Origin of the sequence: Moorena bouillonii PNG (assembly GCF_001942495.1) — a bacterium.
GTDB lineage: Bacteria > Cyanobacteriota > Cyanobacteriia > Cyanobacteriales > Coleofasciculaceae > Moorena > Moorena bouillonii.
Window position 1 is genome coordinate 437,938 of sequence record NZ_MKZS01000001.1, and the last position, 23,289, is coordinate 461,226.

General features: G+C 42.6%; 20 protein-coding genes and 1 pseudogene. 16 read left to right on the top strand and 5 right to left on the bottom strand.

Annotated elements, in window-relative coordinates; genetic code table 11:
• The first annotated feature begins 12 nt into the window (after positions 1–12).
• The 7 genes from hetZ (at position 13) to BJP37_RS01910 (ending at position 8,008) form a co-directional block, all read left to right on the top strand.
• On the top strand, positions 13–1,176 hold the full coding sequence (gene hetZ / locus BJP37_RS01880; protein WP_075905673.1) for a heterocyst differentiation protein HetZ: 1,164 nt from the start codon (positions 13–15) through the stop codon (positions 1,174–1,176).
• Positions 1,169–2,272, top strand: coding sequence for a hypothetical protein (locus BJP37_RS01885; RefSeq protein WP_075896033.1), 1,104 nt, complete (start codon positions 1,169–1,171; stop codon positions 2,270–2,272). Before hetZ ends, BJP37_RS01885 begins: the two co-directional genes overlap by 8 nt.
• A 24-nt stretch (positions 2,273–2,296) precedes the next feature.
• Positions 2,297–2,407, top strand: a complete 111-nt coding sequence (locus tag BJP37_RS44495; RefSeq protein ID WP_075896035.1) for a pentapeptide repeat-containing protein — start codon at positions 2,297–2,299, stop codon at positions 2,405–2,407.
• 170 nt (positions 2,408–2,577) lie between these two features.
• Complete coding sequence (locus tag BJP37_RS01895; RefSeq protein WP_075896037.1) at positions 2,578–4,842, top strand: transglutaminase TgpA family protein; 2,265 nt, start codon at positions 2,578–2,580, stop codon at positions 4,840–4,842.
• 128 nt (positions 4,843–4,970) lie between these two features.
• The gene (locus BJP37_RS01900) at positions 4,971–5,858 is read left to right on the top strand and encodes an AEC family transporter (RefSeq protein WP_075896039.1); all 888 of its coding nucleotides are present in this window, start codon (positions 4,971–4,973) and stop codon (positions 5,856–5,858) included.
• Positions 5,859–6,092: 234 nt separating this feature from the next.
• Positions 6,093–6,470: a hypothetical protein gene (locus BJP37_RS35365; protein ID WP_143727422.1), complete on the top strand. Its 378-nt coding sequence runs from the start codon at positions 6,093–6,095 to the stop codon at positions 6,468–6,470.
• Between the two features lie 623 nt (positions 6,471–7,093).
• Positions 7,094–8,008, top strand: a complete 915-nt coding sequence (locus BJP37_RS01910; protein WP_075896043.1) for an MvdC/MvdD family ATP grasp protein — start codon at positions 7,094–7,096, stop codon at positions 8,006–8,008.
• A gap of 65 nt (positions 8,009–8,073) precedes the next feature.
• Here BJP37_RS01910 and BJP37_RS01915 read toward each other — a convergent pair whose 3' ends face one another.
• The 3 genes from BJP37_RS01915 to BJP37_RS01925 all read right to left on the bottom strand — a co-directional run bounded on the left by BJP37_RS01915 (position 8,074) and on the right by BJP37_RS01925 (position 11,441).
• Complete coding sequence (locus BJP37_RS01915) at positions 8,074–8,514, bottom strand: surface-adhesin E family protein (RefSeq protein ID WP_075896045.1); 441 nt, start codon at positions 8,512–8,514, stop codon at positions 8,074–8,076.
• Between the two features lie 98 nt (positions 8,515–8,612).
• Positions 8,613–9,848 carry an SGNH/GDSL hydrolase family protein gene (locus tag BJP37_RS01920; RefSeq protein WP_229415161.1) on the bottom strand — a complete coding sequence of 412 codons (1,236 nt, stop codon included), beginning with the start codon at positions 9,846–9,848 and terminating at the stop codon, positions 8,613–8,615.
• A gap of 456 nt (positions 9,849–10,304) precedes the next feature.
• Positions 10,305–11,441 carry an SGNH/GDSL hydrolase family protein gene (locus tag BJP37_RS01925; protein WP_075896047.1) on the bottom strand — a complete coding sequence of 379 codons (1,137 nt, stop codon included), beginning with the start codon at positions 11,439–11,441 and terminating at the stop codon, positions 10,305–10,307.
• Between the two features lie 328 nt (positions 11,442–11,769).
• Here BJP37_RS01925 and BJP37_RS38200 point away from each other — a divergent pair, with 328 nt between their 5' ends.
• The gene (locus tag BJP37_RS38200; RefSeq protein ID WP_158069355.1) at positions 11,770–12,090 is read left to right on the top strand and encodes a hypothetical protein; all 321 of its coding nucleotides are present in this window, start codon (positions 11,770–11,772) and stop codon (positions 12,088–12,090) included.
• Positions 12,091–12,132: 42 nt separating this feature from the next.
• On the opposite strand, the gene BJP37_RS01930 is transcribed toward BJP37_RS38200, so the two are convergent.
• Positions 12,133–12,891, bottom strand: a complete 759-nt coding sequence (locus tag BJP37_RS01930; protein WP_229415545.1) for an SGNH/GDSL hydrolase family protein — start codon at positions 12,889–12,891, stop codon at positions 12,133–12,135.
• A 74-nt stretch (positions 12,892–12,965) separates the two neighbouring features.
• On the opposite strand from BJP37_RS01930, the pseudogene BJP37_RS01935 reads away from it, so the two are divergent.
• A pseudogene (locus BJP37_RS01935) lies at positions 12,966–13,744 on the top strand (IS5 family transposase).
• On the opposite strand, the gene BJP37_RS01940 reads toward BJP37_RS01935, so the two are convergent.
• Positions 13,711–14,136, bottom strand: a complete 426-nt coding sequence (locus BJP37_RS01940) for an SGNH/GDSL hydrolase family protein (protein WP_075896049.1) — start codon at positions 14,134–14,136, stop codon at positions 13,711–13,713. The pseudogene BJP37_RS01935 and the gene BJP37_RS01940 overlap by 34 nt on opposite strands.
• Before the next feature lie 361 nt (positions 14,137–14,497).
• Here BJP37_RS01940 and BJP37_RS01945 point away from each other — a divergent pair, with 361 nt between their 5' ends.
• From BJP37_RS01945 to BJP37_RS01980, 7 genes are all read left to right on the top strand, one after another.
• The gene (locus tag BJP37_RS01945) at positions 14,498–14,746 is read left to right on the top strand and encodes a hypothetical protein (protein ID WP_008191425.1); all 249 of its coding nucleotides are present in this window, start codon (positions 14,498–14,500) and stop codon (positions 14,744–14,746) included.
• Positions 14,743–16,812, top strand: a complete 2,070-nt coding sequence (locus BJP37_RS01950) for an AAA family ATPase (protein WP_075896051.1) — start codon at positions 14,743–14,745, stop codon at positions 16,810–16,812. The genes BJP37_RS01945 and BJP37_RS01950 overlap by 4 nt, the downstream gene beginning before the upstream one ends.
• Before the next feature lie 479 nt (positions 16,813–17,291).
• A complete protein-coding gene (locus BJP37_RS01955; RefSeq protein WP_075896053.1) occupies positions 17,292–17,918 on the top strand; it encodes a hypothetical protein in 627 nt (208 codons plus the stop codon).
• A 655-nt stretch (positions 17,919–18,573) separates the two neighbouring features.
• Complete coding sequence (locus BJP37_RS01965; RefSeq protein WP_075896057.1) at positions 18,574–19,974, top strand: TldD/PmbA family protein; 1,401 nt, start codon at positions 18,574–18,576, stop codon at positions 19,972–19,974.
• A 147-nt stretch (positions 19,975–20,121) separates the two neighbouring features.
• Positions 20,122–20,901 carry a 16S rRNA (uracil(1498)-N(3))-methyltransferase gene (locus BJP37_RS01970; protein WP_075896059.1) on the top strand — a complete coding sequence of 260 codons (780 nt, stop codon included), beginning with the start codon at positions 20,122–20,124 and terminating at the stop codon, positions 20,899–20,901.
• A gap of 517 nt (positions 20,902–21,418) precedes the next feature.
• Complete coding sequence (locus tag BJP37_RS01975) at positions 21,419–21,853, top strand: helix-turn-helix domain-containing protein (protein WP_008191437.1); 435 nt, start codon at positions 21,419–21,421, stop codon at positions 21,851–21,853.
• A gap of 394 nt (positions 21,854–22,247) precedes the next feature.
• Positions 22,248–23,267, top strand: a complete 1,020-nt coding sequence (locus BJP37_RS01980; RefSeq protein WP_075896061.1) for a right-handed parallel beta-helix repeat-containing protein — start codon at positions 22,248–22,250, stop codon at positions 23,265–23,267.
• Positions 23,268–23,289 lie beyond the last annotated feature (22 nt).

The window sequence follows — 23,289 nt, forward strand, 5'->3', positions numbered from 1 at the left end:
ATGAAAATCATGATGAGGGAAGTCTGCCTGGGCGTGGAAGGACTATTTGAACTGCTGTATAAAGAACTCCGGCAGTCCACTCGTGCTTCTAAGCAAAACTGCCAGGACGTAGCAAGACGTATCGCTGATGAAGTTAATCGTATTTGCAATGAAAGTAATCGGATTCAAAACTCTGGGGATGTGGACAGCTGGGCTCAAAACCTAGCTAACCATCGTCTCAAGCAAGTTTGTCATTACTACAAACTGGGGTCGCTCCAAGGAAGGGTAGAACTACAGAGTACTCTTAGTGCGATTATCTACCGCTACATTACACCCCATCAAACGCCGACCAGTTACCAGGCGCGGCTGAATATGATTGAAGATTTCTTACAGGGATTCTATGCCGAAGCCTTAAATGCCTTTCGGCGGGAAACCTCCCTGGAGGAAACCTATCGTCCCCGCAGTCTCCTGGAACTATCAGAATATATGGCGTTTACAGAGCGCTATGGTAAACGACGTATTCCTTTACCCGGTCGCCGTTCCCAACAGTTGGTCATTCTACGTGCTCAAACCTTTTCCCAACAGCAACCTCCAGAAACCTCTGTGGATATGGATACAGCAGCGGAAGGAGCAGCACAGGAGTCAGATGCGACTTGGAATGATGCGGCGATCCAGCAGGTGCGGGAGGCAATGGTATTATCAGACTCTGAACCCCTAGACTCCAGCCTGCGGGAAACTGTAATCAAAGAATTATTCGCCTATCTCAAAGAACGCCAGCAACAGGATTGTGCGGATTACTTTACTCTGCGGCTCAAAGACCTGCCAACCAGGGAAATTGAGGAGATTTTAGGCATCAATCCCAGACAGCGGGACTATTTACAACAACGGTTTAAGTATCATCTGATTCGGTTTGCTCTGTCTCACCGCTGGGAATTGGTACATCAGTGGCTGGGAGCAGATTTGGATCGAAATCTGGGGCTAACACCAAAAGAATGGCAACGATTTCAAGCAAAACTGAGCTCCCAACAGTCAGAATTACTTAAACTCAAACAACAAGGTTACTCCAATGAACAAATTTCTAAGACCTTGGGTTGTACACTAAACCAGGCACAGAAGCGATGGTTTAAGTTGCTCGAAATTGCCTGGGATATTCGTAATAGTTCAGTATCCGGATCCGGTAGATCTAAAGATGAATAGTGACATAGATAACAACATGGACGCTTTCTATAGCCGCTTAATGACTTGGCTAAAAGAGTCCCGTCCCGCTGCTTCAATACCATCAAGCGGTCAAGTAAACGATACTGTACCTCTGGGTGAGACGACAGCAGCGGATTTTGACTTTGATGTATATCCCCTGGATTTATCAGAATCACTGGACTTGGAAAACTTGAACATTGTCCCTAATCACAATGGCGAAGCGGCTTTAGACCGCATGTGGGTGAATCCACCAGAATCGATCACCCATGATGACCTTACACTAGGCGGTGAAATCCGCCGCTACAACTTGGGAGAGATGTCAACCGTGCAAACTCGTTTCCAGACGCTATTGAAGCGCAAACTACAAGCTCAAATTGAACTTAACCCACCTCTGTTTCCTTGGGAGACAGAACTTTCAGACTATGAAACTGATATTGTTGACGCAATAGCAGAGTCTTGGGTTTCCGGAGTTAGGTTTTGGATGCCACAGTTGTCTAACTTGGCAATACCTACTGCTATACCAGAAAACGTTTTATCTCAATTACTAGAAGCCTGCTCTGAGGCAGTGTCTTCCCAGTATCAGCTAGGAGCTAAACTGGTTAGGGCAGTTCAAAAGCTGTTTCCTGACGAATTCTATGCCCTTAACTCCTGGAGTGGCAGGATCTTGATGACACCTACCCGTTCTCCAGAAGAACAACTGCAATCCCTACCTTACGAAGAAGCTAACAATGAGCAAAAGATGGTCTTGGCTCTGTTAGCAGCTAAGGAAATTCTTACCACCCTCACCATTCCAGTTTCACCAAATCAAACTCCTGTGGAGCGCCAGTGGGAGACTAGTGCTGGTTTAGTAACTCTGCGAGCAGAATATCATCAAGAAGATGGTGTGTCTCAGCTACGGGTCAGCACTCGTTTGCCTAGAGGTGGTAGCTTGACTCTAGGTACACCTCAAGCCTCGGCAAAAGCAGAACGTACCTATCCAGGTTACCTGAGTGTAGAATCCTATGATTTACAACCCAATCAGATTTGTTCTATCGAGATTCGCTTCGATCATGGAGAACAGAAACCTTTGACCTTTGCAATCTGCCCGACAAATTAGTCAGAATACTTGCAGGTTAACAGGTTGCAGGTTAACAGGTTAGTAGGTTGCAGGTTAACAGGTTGCAGGTTAACAGGTTTCAGGTTAACAGGTTGCAGGTTAACAGGTTGCAGGTTAACGGGTTGCAAGTTATAGCCTTAAACATTCCAACCTTTAACATTCCAACCTTAAACATTCCAACCTTTAACATTCCAACCTTGGCCAAAAGGCCACGCGTGCGCGTTCAACATTCCAACCTTGGCCAAAAGGCCACGCTACGCGAATAACATTCCAAGCTTGACATATAACCTCGGAGCGCATCTACCATGGTGAGTCAGTTTTGGCAGCGTCTTGAGGCCAAGCCATTGCCTCCTACAGAGGAGTCGATTTCGTTAAGGGTGTTGGTGCAGGCACTGGTAGTAGTAGGAATTGTGGCTGTTGATGTGGCCGCATCTACCTTCTGGAGTCTTTGGGCAGTACCCTTAAGTATTGTGGGAGCAACCTGGAGTTGGTATCGTCGTCGCCAACGTAACATTGCTCTGAAATTCTTGCTGGCATTGGGGATGTTGCTGGCATTGGGAGCCTTTTTGGGCAATGTGTTCAGTCAGCTCAATGATACCCGCTTGGCTCTAGCTCAGTTGTTAGTTCAGCTGCAGATTCTCCATAGCTTTGACTTGCCCCGCCGCAAGGATTTGGGCTATTCGATGGTAATTGGGCTAATCCTGTTGGGGGTCGCTGGTACTGTGAGTCAGACTCTGGCGTTTGCCCCTCTGTTGTTAGTATTTTTAGCGATCGCATTACCGGTTCTTGTCCTGGATTACCAGTCACGCTTGGGTATATCTACGGCTAAAAAAAGTAAAAAATTATACGGTTTTACTCCCAACTACTCACCCATACCCCTAAAGCGTCTCATTTTATTTATTGGTGTAATTATAGCGCTAGGGTTAACCATTTTTGCTCTGATGCCTCGTTTCCCTGGCTATCAAATCCAGATGTATCCCGTCAGTGCTCCTGGGGAAATGGCAAACCGGAGATTTGATTCACAAAATAGGTTAATTGTTAACCCTGGCTATGTGAGCGAAGGGAAACAGCAAGGGGAAAATGGTAGTGGTGGCTCTCAAAACGCTACGGGTGCTGGTGAGTTGGATCAGACATTTTACTATGGCTTTAATAGCAAGATTAACCAGAATCTGCGGGGAGAACTGAAACCTAAGGTAGTGATGCGGGTGCGTTCTCAAGCACCGGGATTTTGGCGAGTGCTAGCGTTTGACCACTACACGGGTCAGGGTTGGGAAATTTCTCGGGATAATCAAGTCCAGAAAATAACTCGACCAAGCTGGTCCTATCGCTTCCAACTCTTACCTGCCTTGATCACAGGTCAAACCAAAAAGGTAATTCAAACCTACACAGCTGTATCAGAACTGCCGAATCTGATTCCCGCTTTGGCCTATCCGAAGGAATTGTTCTTTCCGTCGCGGGAAATCGGTATTGGACCAGAAGGCAGTTTGCGATCGCCTTTAGGTTTATTAGAAGGACTGACCTATACCGTAATATCAGAAGTTCCATTTCGCGATCGCACTAAGTTGCAGCAAGCTGGGGATAACTACCCCAAGTCGATTCAAAACTACTATCTGGATATTCCCCCCCAAATTGCAGTGAGGGTCAGGCAACGTACTGAAGAACTCCTAGCCACTTCAGAGAAACCTATAACCTCTTCCTATGAAAAAGCCTTGTATCTAGCCCAGGCGGTTAAGCAGCGTTATCGCCTCCCCCAAGACCCCTCACAATTCCCTTTTTTAGAAGAAAATCAAGATTTGGTGGAAGCCTTTCTCTTCAAGTATCAAGGTGGTTATCCTGACCACTTCTCCACCACCCTCACGATTATGCTCCGTTCCATAGGCATCCCAGCCCGATTAGTGGCTGGATTTGGCACTGGCGAATTTAACCCCTTTACCGGGTTTTACATCGTCCGGAATACTGATGCCTATGCCATGACTGAGGTTTATTTCCCTAAATACGGTTGGTTTGCCTTTGACCCCATCCCAGGTCATGAATTGCTGCCCCCCTCCGTCGAGCAATATCAAACTTTTAGTGTCTTGCGCCAGTTTTGGCAGTGGGTAGCAGGTTGGCTCCCCTCACCAATCACTGGTTTACTGAGCAACCTATGGCATTTCACTATTGGTAGCATTATCCGAGTATTTGTTGGATTGTGGAAGATGGTATCTAGTGGTTGGTTAGGTATGTTGAGCGGCTTGATATTAGCGATCGCATTTGGTTTTCTGAGCTGGCTAGGTTGGCATCAGTGGAAAAAGTGGCGCTATCGTTTCTGGTTGGCAACATTGCCACCAATGGAACAGATTTACCAGCAAATGATCAAGATTTTAGCAACCAAAGGGTATGTCAAACATCCGACTCAAACTCCCCTAGAGTACGCTAGCTGTATAGGTCAAGACCAGCCTCAAGCATCCGCTGAGGTCATTGAGCAGATTTCCCATGCTTATATCCGTTGGCGTTATGGAGATCACAGACCTAATATTAAACAACTGCGGCAGCGACTGAAGCAGTTGAGCAAAAATAGGTTTAATTTTTAAAGTTGAATGTTAAAGGTTGCTTGTTCGCGTAGCGTGGCCTTTTGGCCAAGGTCAAAAGTCAACGGTCAACACTAAACGGTCAATAAAAAGACTTTTGCTTTAACGGGGTTCATCTCAGTATTTATCTAATGACTGTTCTTCTACCTGCTGTCTTTTCGGTCGGTTTAATTATCCTGATTGGATTTATTGCTGGTCGCACTTTGTCTCTGGACAAGCAAACTCTTTCTCAGCTATCTCTTTATATTCTCGTACCAGCGTTGATAGCAGACAGCTTGTATCGGACAACACTGTCTACCGAAAGCACCACTGGTTTAGTCGCTGGCTTGATCATCACCGCTGTGTTGCTTTACCTACTGAGTTGGGGATTAGGCAAACTTTTGAAATTACCGGCGATTATCCAAAAAAGCTTTATGGTTGCTGCTATTTTTCCCAATGCTGGAAACCTGGGGCTTCCTCTCAATTCCTTTGCCTTTGGTACACCGGGTTTAGAACGCGCTATAGTATACATGATCACAGCTGCCTTGTTGATGTTTGCCATTTGTCCAGCCTTGCTTAAAGGGGGTAGCATTAGTTCTGGAGTGCGCTTAACCCTAAAACTACCGCTACTCTGGGCAATGCTGGTAGGATTAACCTGGCGTTTATTGGGCTTAAAACTGCCTTTAGGGCTAGATAAGGGTATTCACCAGTTGGGTATGGCAGCAATCCCTATCGATTTAATTGTGTTGGGGATACAATTGTCGCGCACCCGTTTGGTGATAGGACGGTATGAGGTACTTGCGACTACCTTGCGTTTGTTGGTAGCTCCCCTCATTGCCCATACCGTTGGTCAAGCATTGGGACTGGAGGGATTAAATTTACAGGTGTTGGTGTTACAAAGTGCCATGCCTGTAGCAATTAGTACGGTAGTTTTGGTCACTGAGTTTGGGGGAGATGCTCCCTTAGTAGCACGGACAGTGGTTTTGTCTACCTTAGTGAGTTTCCTTTCTCTTCCCCTAGTTTTGTGGGCGACTACTTAGTTAGTATTGATGCATTAATAAGAGCTAAACTAGAGAATCTACGGACATAGAACTGTAAAAGATTTAACAGGATCAGTAATTATCTGGATTACGAAAGCTAGGTTAATTTGTCATCGTTACATACAGAGATTGTTTCTCTAAAACAAATCGTTAAGGAGCAGATAGCATCAACCGAGTCCCCTAACCGAAAATGTTTAGGTCAAGGCTTGGATGCATCAGCGAAGAGAATTGAAAATGCGATGTTCCTTCGGAACCGCTTCGCGATTGACCGTTCGCAGCAGCGTCGGGCAAAGCCTGAAAGGTCACGCTACGCGATGTTCCTTCGGAACCGCTACGCGAACGCAAAATCTACTACATCTGATAGACCATCCTTTTGAACTAGCGCTTTGTGAATTAAAAGCAGTTATGAATACTCAACTTGCCAGCCCACCTGCTCAACACGACAATTTAAATATCCCTACTCCCCATACCTCATGTGAAGAAGAAGGTATTGTTACCGATACAATTGAGGAGAATGGCAGTATTACCACCTTCGCCATCGCAGAAAAAGGGGGTGCAAGCACAAAGCGCCTTGTTAGAAGAAGGGGCAGACCTGCTCGAAGCTTTGAGTAACAACTTAACTGCTATCGAACACAAACAAAATCTCTCAGGCATTCATCTTGAACCATTGTCAGTGGAAAGAATCTCAATATTGGCACACTTGCCAATTTTTTAGTAATTATAAAGATTAGGGAATATAGCAATCCTAAACAGTTCTTACTCAGAAGCGATGCAGTCGCTCATGGGGGTTTCACCCACTCGCGCTTTGCATGGCTGACACTGAACAACTCAGAACTGAGCACTATTTTTAACGAAAGTATTGTTCACAAATGAATTAGGATTGCTATAGGGAGGAATGTCGCCCTCAAGGGGTGAGCAATCCACTAACAACTCCCTGATCCATTAGCAGCTTATGCTTGCAGCATTTAGGCAATTTGTCAATAGGGTGCAGTATATCTTCGGAGTAATATCAGGATGCATTTAACTATAAAATTTCCCTGTGTTCAGGGAAATAGAGCTTATATTATACCCAAATTAAATTGGCTTAGAGGGTGTTTGAAAATCCCAAATTTTTACCAAACAAAGTATGATATTGACTTGATTAGCCACACTATTATCTAGTAAACCGAAACAAAAAAAGAACTTGGGTAATCAGCAGAACAGTATAAATACTAGTTCGTTTTGTTTGGCAATAGATGAATATTTTAATTTTGGGCAATCCTGAAGATACTCACGCTGCACATATCAACCATGCTCTGACTAAGGCTGGAGGCAAGACAAACTATCTTGACACTTCTCTGTTTCCTACTAAATTACGACTATCTTGGCAGCCACACACTAAAGATGGAATTCTCACCCTATCCGATGGATATCAATTACGTCTGAGAGATATTCGTAGCATCTTTTGGCGTAATTTTTCCGGAGTTCAAATTCCCCCAATCAAAAATCCATTACAGCATAGAGTTGCTTTTAATGATGCTATGAGTACCCTAAGAACGTTGATGCAAGGAACCTCAATTCACTGGGTAAACTCATGGCAAGCTTATCAATTGCATAAGGAAAAACCTCTACAATTGAGCAAAGCTGAACAAATGGGTGTAACTATTCCCCATACTCTCATTAGTAATGATCCAGACGCTATCATTAAGTTTACGAAGTCTTGTAAGCAAGTAATTTTTAAGCCAGTCTATGGTGGTGCTCATGTCAAGTTTTTAACAGAACAACATCTACAACCTGAACGACTAAACTTAGCCCTGCGGCTTTCTCCTATAACTATACAGGAGTATATCCCTGGTACAAATATTCGCACCTATGTAATTGGGAACTCGATGTACTCGGCAGAAATTCGCTCCAAGTCTCTTGACTTTCGAGAAGATATCGATGCTCAATTGATTCCGGTCAGGCTGCCAAAGACCGTCCAAGAGCAGTGTAAAGCTATCACTAAAGCGTTTTGGCTCCAGTGGACGGCCATTGACTGGCGTTTAAAGCCAAATGGTGAATACGTGTTTCTTGAAGCTAACCCCAGTCCGATGTTTTTACACTTTGAGCAACAAACTGGTTTCCCTATCACCCAAGAATTAGTTAATCTTCTGATGAGTGATATCAATTGAGTCCTGAGTCGGAAAGTGCTGAGTTCCGACTCAACAGTTAAAAGTTAATAGTCAACAGTCAACAGTCAACGGTTTACAACATTAGTATTAGACTTACAAGCTAAGGTGTGAAAACCATTCATGACATGAACCGTTGGAGTATCGGGTGTGGGTATTGTGTACCAATCATTCTCCGATTCTTCTCGGCTAATTATACTACCCTGGGAATCGTATTGTTCAAAACGCGATGTACGTATGGAACGCTCAGGGCAATTAACTTGAACCGTGATAATGGCAGAATACACTCCTGGTTCGAGAGGATTACCAAATACTATCCTACTATCAAAGGAGTGGATGGGATTGCCCATTTTATCAGTGGTGCTGACCAAAGAATCGATATCGAAGTAGTGGATATTTCCTGTCTGAGCATTTGACATGACTCTGACCCAACGCCTTGATTTTGTCTGAGCTATAGCAGTCTGACACAGGCAAGCGATCGCAGATAAGATTAACAGAAATTTCCCCATAGAATTTACCAATAGTAGTATCAAACTATTAAGTATCAATTTAGTATCAACGGTGACAGCTCGGAAAGCTGCCACTGTGTTATAGTTAATAGTAAACTCTAGCAGGATTTATTTAACTGTTTCCGAAACAACCAGGCCAGCCCTATCACTCCTAAGGAGGCAGAAGACACTGGTTCTGGTACAGACTTAGACTCAGCCTTGTCTAGGGACTTCAATGCGGCTATTTTGGGCTCAGCCTTGTCTAGGGACTTCAATGCGGCTATTTTGGGCTCAGCCTTGTCTAGGGACTTCAATGCGGCTATTTTGGGCTCAGCCTTGTCTAGGGACTTCAATGCGGCTAAGGTGGATTCCCCTAGGATCTGATTGGCAGCTGTGGTTAGGTGGAAGCTATCCCAGAATAAAAACTCGTCTGGATTAGCACAGGCAATTAACTTTACATTTAAGCATTTTTCCGTCACATTCGTGAAACCAAAGTTTCCAGGATTGGCCAACATCTGATTAAATAGGTCATACTTATCAAACGATATCAGGTTAATGTCAGGTAATGATTGGCTCAAAACGTTAAGGGTGGAGTCCAACACAGAGTTATGCTGCTCGGTCAAATCCGTGAGGCGAGTCGATAATACACTACCTGGCCTGAGTCTTGGAGGCATCTTTCCCAAATCCGCTAAGTTAAGCACTAGGAAATTGCGAGCACCAAAGTTATACAGGGAGTTCAGTGCTGTCTCTATATTGCCTACGACCTGAGTCGGATTAGGAGGGTCAAAAGTCCGGTAATCATTGCTACCCGCCCACAGAATATAGAGGGCGTTGGGGTCAGCCATCTGATCAGATACAATCAGGTCATTGGTAAACCCTGCGACTTGGGTGAGTAATCCCGGTAAGCCTCCGAACTCACCAATACCACCGAATCCGGTTTCAGCACCACCAAAAGCAAAGTTGACGCTTTGATTAGTCGTCGCACCATTGAAGAAAAAACTCGCCCGAGGGCCATCGGGAGTGATAGTGATTGGAGAAAGTATCGGGACATTCGGTAACAGCACCGACAAGTCAGTAGATGGCTTCACCTCTATGTCCAAAGCATCTGCTAGATAATCTACCCAGATCGGACCATTGCTAAAACGTCCCTCAAAGTAGGGTAGACTCTGGGGAGTGATGGGAATGATGGGATTTACCTGATTGCGTGCCTTACTGAGATTGAAGACATTGCCAGGATCCGATAGGCTATCACCAAACACATAAAGATTACTGAAATCTAAATCATATGCCCTAGCTTCAGAGGGCAACATTAAAGTTAATAGAGAAAATCCGAAGGCCGTAATTGCGTTTTTCATTTTTGATTGTCTGTGATTGTGTGCAGCCCTTTCAAGCCAAAACTAAAAACCTACAGACATAGAGTACTGGTTTTGGGTGACCCTCTTTATTAAGAGCTGGCAAAATTTTTGGATTATAGTATAAATAAAAAGTAAAGTATTACAATAACTTTAATCAGAGTATATGCTTTTTTCATAGTAATGAGGTACACACGATTATTCTCCTATTCCCAATTCCGAAGTTCCCTCTTATGACTTCCCTACTCCCTGCTACCTTTTGAAGTTATCAATCCTACTTATTAGTTATTATTGAAAGTTTCATAAAATTCTAATTTTTGCTTAACTATTCTATGATTAAGCAACGCCGAAATTTCCCCATAGAATTTACCAATAGTAGTATCAAACTATTAAGTATCAATTTAGGATCAACAGTGACAGCTCGGAAAGCTGCCACTGTGTTATGTTAGATGGTACTATCTAAAAGAATTTATTCAACTCTTTCCGAAACAACCAGGCCAGCCCTATCACTCCTAAGGAGGCAGAAGACGCTGGTTCTGGTACAGACTTAGACTCAGCCTTAGTCTCAGCCTTGTCTTGGGACTTCAGTGCTGCTAAGGTGAATTTCGCTAGGATCTGATGGCCAGCTGTCGTTGGGTGGGTGCTATCCCAGAATAAAAACTCGTCTGGATTAGCACAAGCAATAAACGTTGTTCCATCTAAGCACTCTTCGGTCACATTCGTGAAACCAAAGTTTCCAGGATTGGTCAAAATCTGATTAAATAGGTCATACTGATCAACGGATATCAGGTTAATGTCAGGTAAAGATTGCCTCAAAATGTTAAGGGTGGAGTCCAATACAGAGTTATGCTGCTCGGTCAAATCTGTGAGGCTAGACGATAATACACTATCTAGTCTCAGTGATTGAGGTATCTTTCCCAAATCTGGTAAGTTAAGCACTAGGAAATTGCGAGCACCAAAGTTATACAGGGAGTTCAGCGCTGTCTCTATATTGCCCACGACCTGAGTAGGATTAGGAATATCCATACTCTGATAATCATTGCCACCCAACCACAGAATATAGAGAGCGTTGGGGTCAGCCATCTGATCAGATAGGATTAGGTCATTGGTGAACCCTGCTACTTGGGTCAGTAATCCCGGGGACAACGCTTCGAACTCACCAAGGCCAGACACTCCGGTTTGAGCACCACCAACAGCAAAGTTTACACTTTGATTACTCGTCGCACCATTGAAGAAAAAACTCGCCCGAGGACCATCGGGAGTGATAGTGATCGGAGAAAGTATCGGGGAATCCGGTAACAGCACCGATAAATCAGTAGATGGCTTCACTTCTATCTCCAGAGCATCTGCTAGATAATCTACCCAGATTGGACCATTGCTAAAACGGCCCTGAAAGTAGGGTGGACTCTGGGGGATTATGGAAATGGTGGGATTTAACTGATTGCTTTCCTTACTGATATTGAAGACATTGCCAGAATCCGATAGGCTATCACCAAACACATAAAGATTAGTGAAATCTAAATCATATGCCCTAGCTTCACAGGACAATATTAAAGTAAATAGAGAAAATCCTAAGGCCGTAATTGTGTTTTTCATTTTTGATTGTCTGTGATTGTGGGTAGACCTTTCAAGACAAACCTAACAACCTACAGACATAGAGTACTGGTTTGGGTTACTCTCTTTATTAAGAGCTGGCAAAATTTTTGGATTATAGTATAAATAAAAAGTAAAGTATTACAATAACTTTAATCAGAGTATATGCTTTTTTCATAGTAATGAGGTACACACGATTATTCTCCTATTCCCAATTCCGAAGTTCCCTCTTATGACTTCCCTACTCCCTGCTACCTTTTGAAGTTATCAATCCTACTTATTAGTTATTATTGAAAGTTTCATAAAATTCTAATTTTTGCTTAACTATTCTATGATTAAGCAACGCCGAAATTTCCCCATAGAATTTACCAATAGTAGTATCAAACTATTAAGTATCAATTTAGGATCAACGGTGACAGCTCGGGAAGCTGCCACTGTGTTATCGTGTAAGCATTCAGCTATCAGCCGTTGGCCGTTGGCCACGCTACGCGAACAGCGGTCAGCTAATCAACGGGAGGTAGTAAACAAGCTGAGGGGTGCTAGTACGGCTGGTTGGAAATCCCTGCTCGTTTTATTCATCCGACCCCGTGTAGTTAAAGCACCTGCTAGCACCTCAAGTAGCACCATCTGTAGCGCATTAGCTGATAGCTGATAGCTGACGCCTGAATGCTTACGTTATCGTTAATAGTAAAATCTAGCAGGATTTATTCAACTGTTTCCGAAACAACCAGGCCAGCCCTATCACTCCTAAGGAGGCAGAAGACACTGGTTCTGGTACAGACTTAGACTCATCCTTGTCAAGGGACTTCAGTAATGCTATTGTAGATTCCGCTAGGATCTGATGGCTAGCTGTGCTTGGGTGGATGCTATCCCAGAATACAAACTCGTCTGGATTAGCACAAGCAATAAACGTTGCTTCATCTAAGCACGTTCCCGTCACATTTGTGAAACCGAAGTTTCCAGGATTGGTCAAAACCTGATTAAATAAGTTATTGGCATCTAAGGATATCAGGTTAATGTCAGCTAAGGATTGGCTCAAAACGTTAACGGTGGAGTCCAACAGAGAGTTATGTTGGTCGGTCAAATCCGTGAGGCGAGTCGATAATACACTACCTAGCCTCAGTGATTGAGGTATCTTTCCCAAATCTGGTAAGTTAAGCACTAGGAAATTGCGAGCACCAAAGTTATACAGGGAGTTCACTGCTGTCTGTATATTGCCCACGACCTCAGTAGGATTAGGAGGGTCTACACTCCGGTAATCATTGGCACCCGACCACAGAATATAGAGGGCGTTGGGGTCAGCGATCTGATCAGATACAATCAGGTCATTGGTAAACCCTGCGACTTGGGTGAGTAATCCTGGTAACAACGCCCCGAATTCACCAAGGCCAGCTAATCCAGCTTGAGAACCACCAAAAGCAAAGTTTACGCTTTGACTAGGGCATGTCGTCAGTTAGAGAATTGACAACCAGTCAGTGCAGCTATAGAACTGAGGGGAGTCAGGAAAACTCAACTAAGGAGGAAGTAATGCGTCGGTATGCCTTGCGTCTTGGATCAGTGGGAGCGAATTAAGGATATGCTACCTGGCCAGGAGGGCGCTTGTTGGTGGAAATGCCAAAGATAACCGCCTATTTGTTGAAGCCGTACTGTACCGATACCGTGCAGGTATTCCGTGGCGTGATTTGCCGGAGAGGTTTGGCGATTTTCGGTCTGTGCACAAGCGTCATAGCCTAGGGTCTGAAAGTGGTGTGATAGAACGTGTATTCAAGACACTCTCATTAGATGCAGACAACGAGTACGCTGCGCTCGACGAACACGATTGTACGCGCTCATCAACGAGGGTGCTGGTGCAAAAAAAAACACCAGACGATAAACCATTAACACAAGCAATTGGACGCAGTAAGGGTGGTTTATCTACCAAAATTCATGCCACCTGTGATGCACGCTAGTAATCCCACAGGGTTTCATCTGACCCCCGGTCAAGCACATGATTTGCAGGGAGCTGATGCGTTACGCGGGTGGTATACATGAGATTGGTGCACTGCTTGCAGACAAGGCTTACGATGCGACAGAGCGGGTGCTCAAACGATTAAAAGAAGCTGACTGCCAAGCTGTCATTCCTCCTAAAGTCAATCGTACTCAACTTTGAACATATGACTTGCACATGTATAAGTGGCGTCATCTGATCGAAAACTTTTTTCAGAAACTTAAGCAATACAGGGCAATAGCAACTCGCGCTTGATAAAACTGCTCGTAATTTTTTGGGAGCCATTCATCTCGCCGCTTCTGTCATCTGGCTTAACTGACGACATGCCCTAGTAGTCCCACCATTGAAGAAAAAACTCACTCTAGGGCCATCGGGAGTGATAGTGATTGGAGAAAGTATCGGCGAATCTGGTAACACCACAGACAAGTCAGTAGATCGCTTGAGCTCTATTTCCAGAGAATCTGCTAGATAATCTACCCAGATCGGACCATTGCTAAAACGTCCCTGAAAGTAGGGTGGACTCTGGGGGGTGAGGGGAATGGTGGGATCTACCTGATTGCCTGCTTTACTGCTATTGAACACATTGCCAGGATCCGATAGGCTATCACCAAACACATAAAGATTACTGAAATCTAAATCATATGCCCTAGCTTCAGAGGGCAACATTAAAGTTAATAGAGAAAATCCGAAGGCCGTAATTGCGTTTTTCATTTTTGATTGTCTGTGATTGTGGGCAGGTTTCAATCGAAAACTAAAAACCTACAGAGATAGAGTACTGGTTTGGGTCACCCTCTTTATTAAGATATTGCAAAATTTTTGGGTTATAGTATAAATAAACAATAAAGTCTTACAATAAATTTAATCAGGCTATATATGGTATCATGTCCGGAAACATCGATAGTGTAAAGCGTGGGTAATTGATAATTGGTAATAGGGAATTGGTAAGTGTGATTAGTACTAAGCTATTCCCTATTAACCATTCCCGATTACCAAAACAAACAATAACAAAGAACACTACCTAAACAACCGGATACGATCTGACAGGTTAGTCGCTTTTTTCAAAAATACGGTTATGACATTTAGATACTCTACCAGTGGTGCTACATCAGTCATTTCCAGAAGAGTAGCTGAAAAATCTTCTACTTATTCTCCTAGCAAAAATGAACTCCATGATGTCCAGGAGCCGATTATCACTGCTCCCCTAGAAGTGCGCCGAATTATAGAGCGAGTATTGCAAGCAGAAAAGGATAAACTCTATATGAAAACTCCCCGTAATATTAATGATGATATCTTGAGAATTGTCAAGGAAGAAGTGCAATGAAGCTGTTATCGATTCAGCTATGTAATTTTCGTCAGTTTTATGGTAAAACTCCCGTGATTGTGTTAGCCAGTGGTGAGCAAAACACTACGATTATTCATGGGAATAATGGTGCTGGTAAGACTACCATACTAAATGCTTTTTCGTGGGTACTCTATGAAAAGTTTAGTGCTGCTTTTGCCTCAGAAGACCAACTGCTGAATAAGCGAGCTCTTGCTGAAGCTCAGTTCAATAAACCAGTAGACTGTTGGGTAGAAGTGGCATTTGAACACAATAATAAACGCTACCAAGTCAAACGTCTATGTCGTACTTACAAAACTGAGGTAGGAGTTGAGCAAAGTAACACGGAACTGTATCTCCAAATTGCTGGAGATGATGGACGCTGGTTATTGCCTCAACAACTACCTGAGGATATTATTGGTCAAATTTTACCAGCTAGTTTGCACCAATACTTCTTTTTTGATGGGGAACGAATTGAACAACTGGTACGCTCGGATAAAAAGTCGGAAGTTGCGGAAGCAACCAAGACCTTGCTAGGGGTAGAAGTTTTAAATCGCTCCATTAAACATTTAAGGGAAGCGAAAAAAACCTTAGACTATGAATTGTCTTTAATTGGCGACTCAGAAACTAAGCAATTGCTTAAACAACAGAGAAAATCGGAAAAGACGAGCCAGAGTCTACTAAAGCGTCAAAGGGAAATCAAGCAGGAGTTAGAGGATCAAGATCAGCTAAAGAAGACAATTGGTCAACGCTTATTAGAACTCGGTGGCGCTCAGGAGTTACAACAGCTGCGAGATGAACTAGAAGCTAGGGAAAAGTTAATTAGAGAACAGCTAAAACAAAGCCAACATATTTTGAAACGAGCTATATCAACTCGTGGCTATACGGTGCTGCTCTCAGAGGTAAGCTCAACTTTTCAAGAAATTGTCAAAGATTTAATCACCGAAAGAGGAGAATTACCTGTTGGGATTAAGCGGCAATTTGTTGGGGATTTACTCAAACACAAGCGCTGTATCTGTGGTGTAGAATTAACTGAGGGAACTCATGCTCATCAGCAAGTAGCAGCCTGGATGGATAAAGCCGGAATGGCTGAAGTGGAAGAAACCGCAATAAGGATGGGTTCCCAGGTTGATGAAATTAGCCAACAGGTGCCTGAGTTTTGGCAAGATGTTGACCAACAACAAGATACTATTGCTCAGGGAAGAACTGAGCTTTCTAGAATTGAGACCCAACTAGATGATATCAAGAAAAAGTTACGTAACTTTCCCGATGAGGATATCAGTCTGCTCCAACAACAGTTGGATGAGATAGATACTAGGATTCGGGAGCTAACTCTAGAACAAGGAGGGAATCAACAACAACTTGAACAGTTGGATACAGACATTGACTTAAAGGATAAGCAGATTGCTAAGCACAAAATGAATGAAAGTAAGCAGGCGTTGATACAGCGACGGATTGCTGCTGCTCAAGATTCTATTGAACGTTTAATTGAAGTTAGGGAACGTTTGGAAACTCAGTTTCGGACTTCTTTGGAAAAGCGGGTCCAGGAGATATTTATCTCAATTTCCTTTACACCCTACATTCCTAAGTTGAGTGATAAGTATGAGTTAACCTTAGTAGAAAGTACTCTTGGGGCAGAAAACCTAGTTGCTGCGTCTACGGGAGAAAATCAGATTCTAAGTTTATCCTTTATCGGGGGAATTATTGACCGAGTTAGGGATTGGAGTCAAGAGCATTCTCTGATGGGACCTGATAGTAGTACTTTTCCTATTGTAATGGATTCTCCCTTTGGAAGCTTGGATGAAATCTATCGTCGGCGAATTGCTCATATCTTGCCTAGACTAGCGAATCAATTAGTAGTTTTAGTGACTCAGACTCAGTGGCGAGGAGAAGTGGCTGATGAGATACTTCCTTTTCTTGGTAAAGAGTATGTGTTGACTTACAATTCTCCTAAGTCTGATTGTGAAGAAGATATTATTGAGCTAGCTGGAAATCGTTATGATTTGGTAAGGCGTAGTCCAAATCAGTTTGAATATACTGAGATTATCGAGGTCGATTATGATAGCTAGTTTGTTGAAGCTTCATGGTTGATTACCCAAGTAAGTGGGGAGTTGAGCGTGAATTAGACTGTGCGTTAAGGTGATACCGTTTTTTTTAACTAATTCTCCCTCTACCTATTTGGTATTATTCCGGTAATCCTTAAGCCAGTCTTATAAAGAGATAATTTTTGCTCTATGACCAACTAATGTTGATGCTACCATAATTAGTGACTATTTTGTTAGTATATAAAGTGAGTGTGATGCTCTTTAAGAGCCGCTACGCGATTGGCCGTAGGCCACGCTACGCGAACGCATAAAGTAATCCCATCTAGTAATCCGATTTGTTTTGTCAATAATACTACCCTTGACAATAGGTCAAATTTATGAAATATGAATCCTGACTCCCTACTCCCTACTCCCTACTCCCTACTCCCTAAAAACCATAAGCCATAACTTTCTGCATCAACCGATAACAAACAGCTATATATAGATATATATAAGCTAATAAAATGTCTTACAGTGAATTTACTCTAGATACACTTAAACATCAATTTAACTTATCGATTCAAGAACGAGTTAACTTGTTTGAATCAGTTGAAGCAGTTACTCCTAGCCCTTTATTAAAAGAGATTCTAGCAGAAAACCTACCTCTAGGATTGGAAATCGATACCGAAAAAGCCCGCTCTGAATTGATTGTTGCTCCTATTTTAGTGGAAATTCGCAAGCAATTTAACCGTCAAATCAGCCTTTTCTCTGGGACAGAGTTTACTATTGATAAAAGTAAAGGGCTAAACGGTAGGTGTGATTTTATGATTAGTCATTCTCCTGAACAGTTGGATGTTACTGCTCCCATTGCTATTCTAGTTGAAGCAAAAAACGATAACCTTAAATCCGCTATCCCTCAGTGTATTGCTGAAATGGTTGCTGCTCAACTTTTTAATGAGCAAAAAAATAATCCTATTCCGTTTATCTATGGTGGAGTTACAACTGGCAGCCTCTGGAAATTTATGAAATTAGTCAAAAATTCGGTTTCTATTGAGTCAGAAGAACACTTTATTGGTAATTTAGAGGCTCTGCTCGGTATTATGTCACATATTATTAATAGCACTCGCCCTCAATCTCTTGCTGAAAGTTAGTGATAATTATGGGATAGTGGCCAGAAAAGTCGGCAAGTATACTAGACACTACATCAAGAAGTAAGCAATAATATTATTGGTTTTAGATATTTAATTATGGTTATGATAATCAAAATATAAAGGATAATTATCCATTGAGAGGTAGATGATAATTATGTATAATAGAGCTGGGGGGGTGACATGCAAGCTAAAATCCTTACTGGGTAAGATATTCAGCTCATCTGTTACAAAAAGATACATGCTGTTTTGGACCGACCTTGGACGTAGTTATAAGGGTTTGAGCGTCCAGAACATCAAAGAAGGGTCAATTTGGGAGTTTATCTTTCCTGAAATAATTGGCATCAAAGCCTTACCTAGTAAGCTTTTCAGGGCTCATGTCACCCCCTCAGATAATAGAGTTAATTGTTAGAAGTAGTCAATCTTATTGAAGCGCTTAGGGTTGAGCGTTATCTGGCTGCTTATGTTGACTAATTTATAGTGTAAGTCTTAATATTATATCACGTAAAACTTACAACCTAAGCTGATAGGTAATAGCTGATAGCTGATAGCTGATAGCTGATGGCTGATGACTGATGGCTGATGGCTGATAGCTTACAATAGCGCTCGATACCCTAATCATTGCACAATAGAATAGTTCCTTGCTCTTTCCCCTACTATGTCCATTGTCCTAACCGATACCAAAAACTTACTCTCTGACCTAATTGCTCAATATGGCTCCCGTGTCGATTACTTAGCTATCCGCTTAGAAGAAGCCGAAGGAACTAGCATTTTATTACGGGGTGACAAGATCGAAACCCTTAGTGAAGGTCTTTCTATCGGTGGACAAGTAAGAGCATGTTACAATGGAGGATGGGGTTTTTCGAGTTTTAACCAGCTTAGCGCTATTAAAGAACGAGTCGAAGATGCGATCGCAGCAGCTAGGATTGTGGGTAATGAAGAAACCACCCTTGCTCCCATTGAACCAATACAGGATGTTTGCCAGTTACCTCTGACTGGTACAGACCCTAGACAAATTCCCTTGGCGCAGAAGAAAGCATTATGCGATCGCTACAATCAAATTCTCAGAAGTTATGACAATAGCATTGCTACTACTTCTGTCCGGTATGGGGATGTTAACCAGCGCATCATCATTGCTACTTCCGAAGGTACCTTGATAGAGCAGTCTTGGGCTGATATCGAAATGCGTTTTGCTGCTACTGCTCGTAATGGTGATACTGTTCATACTGGTAGAGAAACCATTGGCTCTCGCCAAGGCTATGAAGACCTGACCAATCTTGATCAACAAGTCCATGGAGCAGCTCAACGTGCTATAGATGCTCTGTTATTACCACCAGTTACGGGTGGTAATTATACAGTAGTCATTGACCCCATCCTGACTGGTTTGTTTGTCCACGAAGCCTTTGGACACCTATCTGAAGCGGACATGGCTTATGAAAATCCTGACTTACTAGAAGTGATGAGTATAGGGCGTCGTTTTGGCCCAAAAGAATTACAAATCTTTGATGGAGCTGCTCCCCAAGGACACCGGGGTAGCTATTTCTACGATGATGAAGGCACTCCAGCCACTACCACTCAGTTGATTAAAGATGGTGTATTAGTTGGACGTCTTCACTCCCGCGAAACTGCTGGTAAGTTAGGCGAAACCCCTACTGGTAATGCTCGTTGTCTCAATTACCACTATCCGCCGATTGTTCGGATGACTAATACTTGGATAGGACCCGGAGCTACTCCAGTAGCAGAGTTATTCGATGATATTACAGTAGGAGTCTATGCTCGAAATTGGCTAGGAGGTATGACTAATGGTGAAATGTTTACCTTTAGCGCTGGAGAAGCTTGGATGATTCGCAATGGTCAAATTGCTGAACCTGTGCGAGATGTTACTCTTTCTGGTAATGTGTTCAAGACCTTAGCTGATATTGAAGCTATTGGTGATGATTTCTATTGGGATGAATCCGGTGGCTGTGGTAAAGGTGGACAAAGTGGCTTAGCTGTAGGCTGTGCAGGACCAAGTTTAAGGATTCGGAATGTGGTAGTTGGTGGAGAAGTTGAAGGTTGAAGGTTGTCTGTTAGAATGAAGAATTTAGAATTTAGAATTGAGAATGAAGAATAATACATTCTCGTTCTTCCGTGCTTATTATCCTAAATAAACAGTCTGTTAAGAGGGAAAAGCGGCTCTGGAAATAACAGTAGTCAGAGAATCAGTATGCAACGGTTGGTGATATCACCTACACAGTGTCAAGACCAAGGGATTGTTTTAACTGATGCCCAACAGCATTATCTAATTAGAGTGTTGCGGCTGAGAAAAGGCGATCGCTTTATTGCTATGGATGGAGAGGGTAGCTGGTACGTTAGCGAGCTAGAAGGTGATTTGACTCAAGCTAAAATTGTCGCATCTGAGCACATTCAAACGGAATTGCCTAAACAGGTAACCTTGATGGCTGCGATGCCTAAAGGGAGTGGATTTGAGCAAATTTGTCTGATGGCAACGGAGTTGGGAGTGACTCGGATTGTGCCGTTGAAAAGCGATCGCACTTTACTCAATCCTAGTCCTCAAAAGCTCCAGAGGTGGCGACGGATTACCCAAGAAGCAGCTGAGCAATCAGAACGGGAAGTTGTACCGAAAATTCTTGACCCTGTTGACTTTTCCGATAGTCTTCAGTTACCGGAAACCCTAGAAGCCTATCGCTATATTTGTGTAGCTCGGGGAAAGGCTCCCCATCTACTCAATTGCTTATTAGATTTACGATTAGGATTGGATACTGGCCAAACAGACCCTGCTCAACATCCTGGCATTGTCATTGCTACCGGACCGGAAGGTGGTTGGACAACTCAAGAGCTAGAACAAGCCACTGCTGCTGGATTTATCGCTGTTTCTCTAGGAAGTCGTATTCTCCGAGCTATCACTGCTCCTATTGTTAGCTTGTCTATAGTAGCAGCAGTGTCGGAATCATCAGTTAAGGCAAACGGTGAGGATTTTGCTTAAGCAATTAATAACATCCATGGGCAACTTAGGCAATAAACTGGGTTTGTCCATGGTTCAATTCAATTACTATAGCGCTAGTTTAAGTGTGAAATTCAATCTAATCAACCCATACAACCCTTAACTCTTCTAAAAGGGTAGGGCTAGTAAAAAAATTTTGATCACCAAATTTTCGCAAACTATAGCGTTATAGTAAGCTAACTGAAATAAAAATAGCGCTAGATAATTTACGCTCCAAATAAATATAGCGCTATTAAAAAAAAGATTAAATCCAATTACTGTATATATCCCTTAAATCCTAAATAAGGTTCGCGCTATAGTAAAGCTTCCATGAGTCCCGAAATAAATTAGCGCTATAGTATAGCCGTCCACCCTAATCATCCCATATACTCTTTACAACCCCTAAAAGAGTAGCGCTATTTAAATTCCCGGTATCACTTTGTAAATTTTTGTAAAAATTTTGCAAATACAGAAATAATGTGTTAAAATAAGTATAGCGCTAATTAAAGGAGCAAAAAAAATGACAGTGGTCGGAACTACCCAAGCAGCTTTTCTTCTAGGGATTTGTGTCCAACGAGTCCGTCAACTTCTCAAAAATGGCAGAATTAAGGGCGCTCAAAAAGTTGGCAGATTTTGGCAAATTCCCCTATTTAATGGCTTGCCCAAGGTCAGTCCCGGTCGCCGTGGACCAAAGGGAACCTGGAGAAGAGGTTTCCAAAAGGTGGCCACTTACGTTCATGTCAACCAAAACGTCATTAGGCAAAATAAAAAGAACAACACCTACGAGCCTGTACTAACCGTCAAACAAGGTAACCGCAACACCTACGGTCATTATGTGGAAATCAAAGGACCGTCTCGGTTGGTTTATCAGCCCAATTGTCCCAAGGATTGTGGAGCTACAGTGTGGCTGGAAGTTGATCCTTCTGTGGAAATTTTGACCAAACTTTTTGGCTAGTGGGACTTTAATATTTTTGGGTCTGTTTAGGGGAACTAGCGGTGAATCGTTCTCCCAATCTGGGGTGAGCGCTCATGTCAGTGTAAGCTTGTGTTAAATTTTATTGGCGCTGATTGCTGTTAAGACCTTCTTGCCTTGCTGCCCTCTGCCTTAAAAAGATAAGCAAAGTACTTCACCCAATTAAAAACTGCTATACTATTTATTGATATAAGTATACTTGTGGAATGTAGGATAGAGTTCCATCAGCAATCTTTATTTATATAAAAATCTATCACAGCAGCTTCAATTTGGGATATAATATTTGCTATAGAAAGAGTGAAGCTTCTTATATCAATAAATTTGGAACTGGTTATAAAGTTATTTTTTGTCGTTTTACTGAAAATACTTTTAGACTGTGACAAGTAATTTTTATTCAAAGAAAACCGTAGTTGTTGCTAAATCGTATCCGGCTGACTATACAACAATTGGGGAGGCGATTAAAAATGCCCAACCTGAAACCAGAATTTTAGTAAAGCCAGGGATTTATAGAGAAAGCATTGTTATTGATAAATCCCTAGAAATTTTAGGAGATGGGAAAGTCTCCGATATTGTTATTGAGGGCACTAACCTGAACTGCATTCTGAGGCAAACAGACTATGCAATAGTGCGAGGCTTCACTTTGCGAGAATCCACTGTAGGTGTGTGTGTCCCCAAGGGACAGTTAATCCTTGAAGATTGTGATCTGACCGCCTATGACTGTGGTATAGTTATTTGTGGTTCTAAAGCAAATCCCATTATTCGTCGCTGCTGTATTCATGATGGGCAAGGTAACGGTATTCAGATTAAAGATAATGGTCAAGGAGTAATAGAAGACTGCGACATCTATGGCAATACTGATACAGGAGTTGAGATCTCTAAAGGTAGCAATCCCACTATCCGTAAATGTCGGATTTATGATGGTAAACAAAAGGTAATTTGGATTACAGACAATGGATTAGGAACTATAGAAGACTGTGATATCTATGGCAATACTTATCAAGGAGCTAAGATCACTAAAGGTAGCAATACTACCATCCGTAGCTGCCGGATTTATGATGGTAAACAAACCGGGATTTTGATTACAGACAATGGATTAGGTACCATAGAAGACTGCGGCATCTATGGTAATATTTATCCAGGAGTGGGGATCACTAAAGGTGGCAACCCTACTATCCGTAGCTGTCGAATTTATGATGGTAAAAAAACCGGGATTTGGATTACAAACAATGGATTAGGCACTATCGAAGATTGCGAAATCTATGGCAATGCTGCTCCAGAAGTTGAGATTGCTAAAGGTAGCAATCCCACTTTTCGTCGCTGTCAACTCGAAAACCATCCTTTTCCAGGAAGTAAAATTGAAAAAGGACGTAATCCATTCTTTCGTCTATTCTTATGACTAATAAACCCTTATAGTTAGG

Excerpts from the sequence above, each read along its gene's own strand:
- BJP37_RS38200 (WP_158069355.1), top strand. The coding sequence starts at position 11,770 with ATGATTAAGCAACGCCGAAATTTCCCCATAGAATTTACCAATAGTAGT.
- BJP37_RS01950 (WP_075896051.1), top strand. The coding sequence starts at position 14,743 with ATGAAGCTGTTATCGATTCAGCTATGTAATTTTCGTCAGTTTTATGGT.
- BJP37_RS01915 (WP_075896045.1), bottom strand. The coding sequence starts at position 8,514 with ATGGGGAAATTTCTGTTAATCTTATCTGCGATCGCTTGCCTGTGTCAG.
- BJP37_RS01975 (WP_008191437.1), top strand. The coding sequence starts at position 21,419 with ATGACAGTGGTCGGAACTACCCAAGCAGCTTTTCTTCTAGGGATTTGT.
- BJP37_RS01920 (WP_229415161.1), bottom strand. The coding sequence starts at position 9,848 with ATGAAAAACGCAATTACGGCCTTCGGATTTTCTCTATTAACTTTAATG.
- BJP37_RS01895 (WP_075896037.1), top strand. The coding sequence starts at position 2,578 with ATGGTGAGTCAGTTTTGGCAGCGTCTTGAGGCCAAGCCATTGCCTCCT.
- BJP37_RS01910 (WP_075896043.1), top strand. The coding sequence starts at position 7,094 with ATGAATATTTTAATTTTGGGCAATCCTGAAGATACTCACGCTGCACAT.
- BJP37_RS01925 (WP_075896047.1), bottom strand. The coding sequence starts at position 11,441 with ATGAAAAACACAATTACGGCCTTAGGATTTTCTCTATTTACTTTAATA.
- BJP37_RS01945 (WP_008191425.1), top strand. The coding sequence starts at position 14,498 with ATGACATTTAGATACTCTACCAGTGGTGCTACATCAGTCATTTCCAGA.
- hetZ (WP_075905673.1), top strand. The coding sequence starts at position 13 with ATGAGGGAAGTCTGCCTGGGCGTGGAAGGACTATTTGAACTGCTGTAT.
- BJP37_RS01965 (WP_075896057.1), top strand. The coding sequence starts at position 18,574 with ATGTCCATTGTCCTAACCGATACCAAAAACTTACTCTCTGACCTAATT.
- BJP37_RS01900 (WP_075896039.1), top strand. The coding sequence starts at position 4,971 with ATGACTGTTCTTCTACCTGCTGTCTTTTCGGTCGGTTTAATTATCCTG.
- BJP37_RS35365 (WP_143727422.1), top strand. The coding sequence starts at position 6,093 with ATGCGATGTTCCTTCGGAACCGCTTCGCGATTGACCGTTCGCAGCAGC.
- BJP37_RS01955 (WP_075896053.1), top strand. The coding sequence starts at position 17,292 with ATGTCTTACAGTGAATTTACTCTAGATACACTTAAACATCAATTTAAC.
- BJP37_RS01970 (WP_075896059.1), top strand. The coding sequence starts at position 20,122 with ATGCAACGGTTGGTGATATCACCTACACAGTGTCAAGACCAAGGGATT.
- BJP37_RS01885 (WP_075896033.1), top strand. The coding sequence starts at position 1,169 with ATGAATAGTGACATAGATAACAACATGGACGCTTTCTATAGCCGCTTA.
- BJP37_RS01940 (WP_075896049.1), bottom strand. The coding sequence starts at position 14,136 with ATGAAAAACGCAATTACGGCCTTCGGATTTTCTCTATTAACTTTAATG.